This is a genomic window from Micromonospora sp. NPDC049230 (assembly GCF_040647875.1).
GTDB lineage: Bacteria > Actinomycetota > Actinomycetes > Mycobacteriales > Micromonosporaceae > Micromonospora.
On the sequence record NZ_JBEZCZ010000063.1, the window covers coordinates 24381 to 30644 of the forward strand.

General features: G+C 66.9%; 4 protein-coding genes. All 4 read left to right on the forward strand.

The window, feature by feature from the left end:
* Positions 1–194 precede the first annotated feature (194 nt).
* The 4 genes from AB0A95_RS32590 to AB0A95_RS32605 all read left to right on the forward strand — a co-directional run bounded on the left by AB0A95_RS32590 (position 195) and on the right by AB0A95_RS32605 (position 6167).
* A complete protein-coding gene (locus tag AB0A95_RS32590; protein WP_357559585.1) occupies positions 195–4637 on the forward strand; it encodes an HNH/endonuclease VII fold putative polymorphic toxin in 4443 nt (1480 codons plus the stop codon).
* A 5-nt stretch (positions 4638–4642) separates the two neighbouring features.
* On the forward strand, positions 4643–5050 hold the full coding sequence (locus tag AB0A95_RS32595; protein ID WP_357559581.1) for an Imm50 family immunity protein: 408 nt from the start codon (positions 4643–4645) through the stop codon (positions 5048–5050).
* A gap of 200 nt (positions 5051–5250) precedes the next feature.
* Positions 5251–5517 (forward strand): hypothetical protein, encoded by a 267-nt coding sequence (locus AB0A95_RS32600; protein WP_357559582.1) that lies wholly within the window; start codon positions 5251–5253, stop codon positions 5515–5517.
* A 173-nt stretch (positions 5518–5690) separates the two neighbouring features.
* Positions 5691–6167, forward strand: coding sequence for a hypothetical protein (locus AB0A95_RS32605; protein ID WP_357559583.1), 477 nt, complete (start codon positions 5691–5693; stop codon positions 6165–6167).
* Positions 6168–6264: the final 97 nt, after the last annotated feature.

Consider the following 6264-nt stretch of genomic DNA (forward strand, 5'->3'; position numbering starts at 1 on the left):
CGTGGACGCAGCCTCCGGCAGGTCCGGATTGTTCCGCCATTTCACCATCGTCGGATCTTGCCTTCAGGAAGATCTACGACTGAATTAGACGTCGGAGTTCGTCCTGCGTCTATGTTCGATGAGTCGTGCGGCTGGTTGGCGTGGACACGGGGAGGTCCGGCGCGGTGGCTGATTTTCCGGCGCATCTGTTTCGGATGGATGGTGATCCGTCGGCGATTCGGTCGTCGGCGTCGAAGTGGTCTGGTTTCGGTTCGGCCGCGACGCAGGCGGCCGCGCAGATCACGGGTCTGGACACGAGTCAGTTCGTGGGTCCCGAGGGTGATCTGTTCCGGGAAGGGCTGAATGCCCAGATGCCGGGGCATTTGCGGGTCACCGGTGATGCGTTCGGGCGGGTGTCGTCCGGCCTGACGACGTTCGCGGATTCGTTGTCGTCGTTGCAGGAGCGGATGCGTCCGTTGGCGCAGCGGGCGCCGGGTCTGTGGGCGGCGTTGCAGGCCGCGCGGGGCCGGGCGGATCGGGCGAAGCAGGCCGACAAGCGTCATGAGCAGGAGGTCGCCGACCGGCCGCCGGACGCGAAGCCGGAGCCGGATTCGTATCGGTCGGATGCGGGTGCGGCGGGTTCGGCATTGTCGCAGGCGCAGCGCGACTGGGACGAGTGCGTGGCCCAGGCCGGTGCGCTACGCGGTGAGTTGGCCACGGCGGTGCGTGACTGTGTGCGGGTGGTGAATGACGCCAAGGGTTTGCGGTTCAAGGAGAATCCGAAGTGGTGGGATCTGAAGGGTCAGTTCACCAACTTCGTCCGCGATAACCAGGAGTTGCTGGCGCAACTGTCCGGCGCTCTGAAGATCGTTTCTCTGGTCGCCGGGCTGTTGTCGTTCATTCCGATCCTCGCGCCGATCATGGGGCCAATCGCGATCGCCACTGGTGCGGCGGCGCTGCTGATCGACGCGTCGCTGTACGCGGCGACTGGCAAGGGCAGTCTCACGAACCTGTTGATCGATACGGTGTTGACTGTCGTGCCCATCGGTCGGTTGGCGATGCTCGGCAGACCGGTGTTGGCGCTGGCGAAACGGGGGTTGCCGACCCTCGCCCGGGGCCTTCCCAAGGTGCGTGCGGCGCTGCCCAACATGCCCCGCCCGAGCATTCCGCTGGGGTTGCGCAAGTGCGCCGGTGACCCGATCGATGTGGCCAGCGGTGAGGTGGTGCTCGCCCAGACCGACGCCGAACTGCCCGGCCTGCTCCCGCTCGTCCTGTCCCGCACCCACCTGTCGTCATATCGGGTGGGTCGGTGGTTCGGGCCGTCCTGGGCGTCCACCCTTGATCAGCGGGTCGAGGTCGACGGCCAAGGCGTCTGCTTCGTCGCCGAGGACGGCATGGTCCTGTCCTACCCGACGCCTGCCGGTGTCGAGGCGCAGGTCATGCCGGAGGCTGGTCCACGCTGGCCGCTCATCCCAACCGCGGACGGTTTCCGGGTCGAGCAGCCGGAGACCGGTCGCGCGCTGCATTTCCAGGCGGTGCCTGACCAACCCGAGCCAGACGGCGGTCATCCCGGGCCTGAGCCGGAGGGTGACGGTGACCCTGTTCGGGTGTTGCCCCTGGTTGCCGTGACGGACCGCAATGGTCATCGGCTCGACGTGGACTGGCGCGACGGTGTGATCACGGAAGTGCGGCACAGCGGTGGGTACCGGATCGCTGTCGATACCCTGCACGGTCAGGTGGCGGCGTTGAGTCTGCTGGACGCCGAACCTTCCGGTGGGGCCCGGACGCTGGTGCGGTTCGGCTATGACGAGGACGGTCATCTCGCGGAGGTGGTGAACGGGTCGGGGTTGCCGTTGCGGTTCGGCTATGACGATGCTGGCCGGTTGGTCCGCTGGCAGGACCGTAACGAGCAGGAGTACCACTACACCTACGACGAGCAGGGCCGTTGCGTCGCCGCGACCGGCTCGGGCGGGTTCCTGTCCGCGCGGCTGCACTACAACCCGGCCAACCGGACGACCGCGGTACACGACTCGCTCGGCCACACCACCAGCTACGAGCTGACCGAGCGTGGCCAAACCGAGCGAGTCACCGATCCGTTGGGTCATGTCACGTCGTTCACCTGGGACGGGTTTGATCGGAAGCTGTCCGAGACCGATGCTCTCGGGCGGACGACTCGTTGGTCCTACGATGACGACGGCAACCTGGTCGAGGTCACCCGCCCGGACGGCAGCCGGGCGTCGGCGTCGTACAACGAGCTGCGGCAGCCGGTCGTGGTCACCGACGTCGACGGTGCGATCTGGCGCTACGAGTACGACGAGCGCGGCAACCTGACCATGATCACCGACCCGATCGGCGCAACCACCCGCTACCGCTACGGCGAGAGCGGTCACCTCAGCGAGGTGACCGACGCCCTGGGTAGCGACTTGGTGGTGGCCACGGATCCGGCGGGGTTGATCAGCCAGGTCGCCGAGCCCACCGGCGCGGCGACGACCTACCGGCGGGACTCCGCCGGACGGGTCGTCGAGATAACCGACCCGGTAGGCGGCACCTCTCATCTCGGCTGGACCGTCGAGGGGCGGCTGGCGTGGCGGCGAAGTCCGGACGGGGCGAGCGAGGAATGGACCTACGACCCGGAAGGAAACCTGGTCACCCATGCCAGCCAGACCGGGGCGACGACCGAGTTCGAGATCGGCCCCTTCGACCTGCCAGTGGCGCGTACCGGCCCGGACGGCGCCCGGCTGACCTTCACCTATGACACCGAGCTGCGCCTCACCACGGTCACCAATCCGCAGGGGCTCGTCTGGCGCTACGACTACGACCCCGGTGGGCGGCTGGTTGCCGAAACCGACTTCAACGGCCGGACGCAGACCTACACGCACGACCCCGCCGGCCAACTCGTGGCCCGCACCAACGGCGCCGGGCAGACCATTGAGCTGGTCTGTGACCTGCTGGGCAACGTCGTGGAGAAACGCACCGTCGAGGGCGTCACCACCTTCGGGTACGACCCGGGCGGCCGGCTACTGCACGCCAGCTCACCCGAGGTGGAGCTCCGGTTCGAGCGGGATCCGTCGGGTCGGGTGCTGGCCGAGATCCGCGACGGGCAGACCGTCACCTCGTCCTACGACGCCCTGGGCCGACGGACGCACAGGCGTACCCCCGCGGGCGTCGACAGCGCCTGGGAGTACGACGCCGGGCACCGGCCGGTGGCTCTGCACACCGGTGGCGCGACGGTCAGCTTCACCCACGACGCGGCTGGCCGGGAGACCCGGCGGGCGGTCGGCAGTCTCGCGCTGACCCAGAGTTGGGACGCCAACCACCGGCTGCTCTCCCAGATCCTCACGGCGAGCCCTGCCGTCAGCGACGTGCCGGACCTGGTCGCCCACCGGGCCTACCAGTATCGCGCTGACGGCTACCTGACCGGCCTCGCCGACCAGGTCACCGGGGATCGCCGGCTGGAGCTGGACCGGGCCGGCCGGATCACCGCCGTGCAGGCCGCCGACTGGACCGAGCGATACGCCTACGACGAGGCCGGCAACGTGGCCAGCGCCGCCTGGCCCGGTGCGGACGGCGACGCCGGGGCTCGGGGCGAGCGGGAATACACCGGCACGCTGATCCGGCGGGCCGGGAACGTGCGCTACGAACACGACGCCGCTGGCCGGGTCACGCTGCGGCAGCGCAAGGAGCGTTCGACCAAGCCCTCGACCTGGCGCTATACCTGGGACAGCGAGGACCGGCTGACCGCCGTCACCACCCCGGACGGCACCCGCTGGCGCTACCGATACGACGCCCTCGGCCGTCGGGTCGCCAAGCAGCGCCTCGACGCCGACGGCGGCGTGGTCGAGCAGGTCGACTTCGCCTGGGACGGCCCGCGCCTGATCGAGCAGACCCACCGCGGCGACGGCGGCGACCGGACCAGCACCTGGGAGTACGCCCCCGGCACGTTCACTCCGATCAGCCAGACCGACGCCTCGACCGACCAGGACGAGGTGGACCGCCGCTTCTACGCGATCGTGACCGACCTGGTCGGCACACCCACCGAACTGGTTGACCCGAACGGCGCAATCGCCTGGCAACAGCGCACCACCATCTGGGGCATCCCGACCCACACCAGCACCACGGGGGTCGACTGCCCGCTGCGCTTTCCCGGCCAGATCCACGACCCGGAAACCGGCGCCTCGCACAACTACCACCGCTACTACGATCCGGTGACCGGCCGATACCAGTCTCCTGACCCGCTCGGACTCGTTCCGGCCCCGAACCCCTACGCCTATGTCGACAACCCTACTGATCTCATCGACCCGTTCGGTCTCGCGCCGTGTGTCCCGTCCGGCCAGGTCGGCCGGAATGGTGCTCTGAACCAAGCGAAGCGTGACCTGGGTATACCGCGATCGCAGCATCCGGATGCAGTCAACCGTGTGCCGATGACGGACAAGTGGGGCAGGCGGATTCTGGACGAGAACAACCGGCCGATCATTACGCGGGAATACGTCTACACCAGACCGGACGGCAGTAAGGTGGTCATCCAGGACCACGCCGCTGGTCACCAATTCGACGGCGGGGTCGGTAACCAGGGTCCACACTTCAACGTCCGGCCGCCGGAGAATACGAGAACGGGACACGTTCCGGGGACCACCGACCACTATCCTTTTGTGAGGTAACGCCCGTGCCCACTTGGTTGGATTTAGTCGAAGACCCGCGCGGCGTCCGCTCCATCTACGGAGCGGATAACCCCCCTTCGTTGGAGAAGATCCTGTTGCACGAGGTTGTGCTCCAGCGGGATGGCCCGTCGGCCGTCCTGAGATTCGATCTGCCGGAGTTTCCGACGAATGCGCCGCGAAAATGGCGCGATCAGGGCTTCAACGTCGTGCAGGTCGGCCTGACGATGATTGGCATCAAGGACCTCTCCCTGGCGGGCTGGAACCACTGCGGTTGGGCCAGCATGGAGCTGGCCTCGCAGGATGATTCGCTGATGCTGGAAGTCCTGTGGGGATCGGCTCGTATCCAGGTGCAGGCGGACGCGGCGGCCGTGACGTCGATATCGGCTTATGCCGGTGACCTGTCCCTTGAATAATCTCCGAACGTTATTGATGGGGCGCTTCTTCAGCGCCCGAGTCTTTGGCAAGTTGGACTTTTCGTGAGTAGAGAGACCGAACACCTCTTCCGGGTCCGACTTGCCGGCTGGGGCATCTACGTCAGGATCCAGGCTGGACATTACTATCCGGACGGGGAGCCATTCAGCGGTGCGTGGCTGAGTGGTAATGTCTTCTTGTGGTGGATGAACCACACCTTGATGCTGGCGACCTTGAGATGATCAGGCTTGGTGTTCTGGATGTTGCGTCTGATATCGAGTCTCTCAAGCCTGGCGCTGCGGTGGTCGTAGCAGTGTCTTCGGTGACTTTGGTCCTGACGCAATATCAACCGGAGGGCTTGCGGGCGGCCGTGATTGGATGGATCAATAAACACTTCGGCCTCAGTCACCCGATGCCGGAGGTTGTCTACATTTCAGCTTCGGACAGGTGCGATTTCAATTTCTCTTAGCACAAGAGGGCTGCTCCATCTACGGAGTAAATAATCCGCCTTCGTTGGAAGAAGGTCCCGACGCGCGAGGTTGTGCGTTCGTCCGCATTGGACGGTGGCGGCGCGCGGTGCCGGAACGTGGACGGGCCGGAGGGTCGATGCGCCGCCGTGGATGCCCGGCCTACGGTGTGACGGTGATCGTGCGGACCGGATGGACCATGCCCCACTCGCCCGACGTGTTGTGGCCGGCGCTCTGCGACTCGCGCCTGGAGTTGCAGCCGCGCTGCCCGGTGTTCTACCTGGGTACGCCCCGACCCACGTCGTGCCGACTGCCCGACGGGCCGGGCGAGGTCGGTGCCGCCCGGCAGTGCGTCTCCGAGCAGGGTGTGGTGCGGCAGCGGATCACCGTGTGGGAGCCGCCGGCCCGGTTGGCGTTCCACATGGAGTCGACGAACCTCCACTTCCACCGTTTCGTCGACCAGCTCGGTGACCTGTTCGAGTTGACGCCGGTGAACGGCGGCACACGGGTCATCCGGACCACGACGGTCACCGTCCGTGGGTATGGCCGGGTCGCGCTGGAGCCGGCGCTCTGGGTCGGGCTGAAGTCGGTGCACCGCTTCGTGTTCCGCAACTGGCAGAGGATGGCACTGTCGCCCACTGCCGCGGTCTAGGTCTAGGTTCTGTCTCGTAGATCTTGGTGGTCGGGGACGGCGCGTAGCCAGTCAAGGGTTTCGACCAGGTCGAGGGTGGCCTGGAAGTGGGTAGCGA

Excerpts from the sequence above, each read along its gene's own strand:
- AB0A95_RS32590 (WP_357559585.1), top strand. The coding sequence starts at position 195 with ATGGATGGTGATCCGTCGGCGATTCGGTCGTCGGCGTCGAAGTGGTCT.